2 protein-coding genes are annotated in these 2,288 nt (G+C 36.0%); both read right to left on the bottom strand.

Translation table 11 applies throughout. The features are described 5' to 3' along the window. Positions 1-7: 7 nt before the first annotated feature. A complete protein-coding gene (locus tag CN514_RS20200; RefSeq protein WP_098234124.1) occupies positions 8-796 on the bottom strand; it encodes an enoyl-CoA hydratase in 789 nt (262 codons plus the stop codon). 248 nt (positions 797-1,044) lie between these two features. Continuing rightward, positions 1,045-2,043, bottom strand: a complete 999-nt coding sequence (locus CN514_RS20205) for an NAD(P)H-dependent flavin oxidoreductase (RefSeq protein WP_098234125.1) — start codon at positions 2,041-2,043, stop codon at positions 1,045-1,047. Positions 2,044-2,288 lie beyond the last annotated feature (245 nt).

Raw genomic sequence — 2,288 nt, forward strand, 5'->3', positions numbered from 1 at the left:
CACTTTTCTATTTCACATTAAATTCAGGTTTTCTTTTTTCCAGGAATGCTTGGACGCCTTCTTTATGATCGGTTGTTTTTCTCATTAGTCCTTGGCCGACTTTTTCTGATGAAAGTACGTTTGTTAGCTTTTCTAGATTATTTTCAATATAAATTTTCTTTGTTTGAACCATGGCACCTATTGGTTTTTGTAGGATTTTATTTACGCGTTGTTTGATTTCTTGTTCGAAATCTCCTGAAATGACTTCATCAATTAGACCAATTTGAAGAGCCTCAGCAGCATTTAGCCTTTTTCCTTCCCAGATTAGTTGTTTTGCTTTTGATTCTCCAATTCTTTTTTCAAGGAAATAATGTGCTCCACCATCAGGTATAAGTCCGATTGCAATGAAATTCATCGCCAAAACACCTGATTCATGCGCAAGCACATAGTCACTTGCTAACGCTAGGCTTAAGCCAACTCCAGCTGCTGGGCCATGAATTGCACTAATCACAATTTTTGGTAACTTATACAATTTAGTGGTAAGCTCTATAAGTAAATCCATCCCAGGTCCATAAGCTGCTTCATCTGAATTACTTAACATTGATTTTAAATCTCCACCTGATGAAAAACCTTTGCCATTTCCAGAAAGTACAACTACGTCTACTTCAGAAGTAGCGATTTCATCTAATGCGTCAATAAACTGTTTAAATGTTTCTAAATTCATTGCATTTAAAACTTCAGGTCGATTAAAAACAATTGTAGCAACACGCCCCTCTTTGCTTAATAAAATATGTTTTGCAGTTTTAGAAATTGTCATAAGTTATCTGGAGTAAAGGATATATAATCCCTACTACAGTTCCCCCCATTCGTTTCATATATTTTTTAACTTTTAATTCGTAATTCTCTACACTCAATTTAATTAATACTAAACAAATAAAATCACTTACCATTTCTCTTGGATGTTATCATAAAAATGAATGAATACCCATTCATTTTCCTTGTACAAATAATCTTCCAGATTGTATTATAAGGAGACATTTTTTTAAAACGATTACAAGTTTATCATTATTTAATTACAGCTGACTTTAATCTTGCAGCTTGTGCATTAAGTTTTTCAACAGCTTCATTATATTCTTCTTCTAGTTCGTTAATGATATCTGCAACTGAGTTAATTTTTGTAATAGCACCTACACCATGTCCAGCAGACCAGATTTCTTTCCAGGCCTTTGCGTTCGTTTCATTTTTCATACCGTCAAATTCTACTTTTTCTTTCTTCTTTAGTTGTTCTGGATCAAGACCAGCTTTTACGATACTTGGAATAAGCATATTCGCTTTAACACCAGAGAACGCATCTGTAAGAATAATGTCTTCTTGAGTAGAATCGACTAGCATTTGCTTGTATTCATTGTCTGCCAAGCTTTCTTTGGCAACAATGAAACGTGTTCCCATGTAGGCTAGGTCTGCTCCTGCAGCTTTTGCAGCTAAAATGCTTTTTCCAGTTGAGATTCCACCTGCAAGAACGATGATGCCATCCCAGAAAGTACGCACGCTATCTACAAAAGCAAATCCATTCAGATTTCCTGCATGTCCACCAGCACCTGATGCAACCAAAATTAATCCATCAACACCAGCTTCAGCAGCTTTTTTAGCAAACTTTACATCACTTACGTCAGAAAAAACAAGACCACCATAGCTATGCACAATATCAACAACAACCTTCGGACTACCTAATGAAGTAATAACAAGCTCTGGTTTGTGCTTTTTCAATAGTTCGATCTCTTCTTGTAATCTACTGTATGAACTATGAACAACCACATTCATTGCCCATGGTGCAACTTTACGCTCTGGCTCATTTGCGCGCGCCAAAGCAAGATTATCATTTAGTTGTCCCATCCATTGATCAAGAACCTCAATTGGACGTGCATTCGGTGCTGGGAATGATCCAATTACTCCATTTAAACAAGCTGATTCTACTAACTCAGGTCCAGACACTAAAAACATTGGAGCAGCAATAGCAGGTAGTTTCAACTGGCTCCACCATTTCTCAGAAATTTGTTTAGTCATATAACTCCACTCTCTTTCTTCGGAATATTCCGACTTTATTATATGAAGGTATTACAGACCTATATATCATTCCATGATCTATAATCTTTGTTCTGATATATTGGTTTCTGCCTTACCTAACACTCTAGATTATTCACGCTATTCCCACTAGAACAAAGTTTTTAGAATTGAGTCTGCGAAAATCAACTTTTTGTTTTCTGCCGTACCCCAATTTCGAAAAGTATTTCCTTAAACTGCTGAAACTC

It is taken from the genome of Bacillus sp. AFS001701, assembly GCF_002559405.1.
Lineage (GTDB): Bacteria > Bacillota > Bacilli > Bacillales > Bacillaceae_G > Gottfriedia.

Coding starts and splice junctions, on each gene's coding strand:
- CN514_RS20200 (WP_098234124.1), bottom strand. CDS start 796: ATGACAATTTCTAAAACTGCAAAACATATTTTATTAAGCAAAGAGGGG.
- CN514_RS20205 (WP_098234125.1), bottom strand. CDS start 2,043: ATGACTAAACAAATTTCTGAGAAATGGTGGAGCCAGTTGAAACTACCT.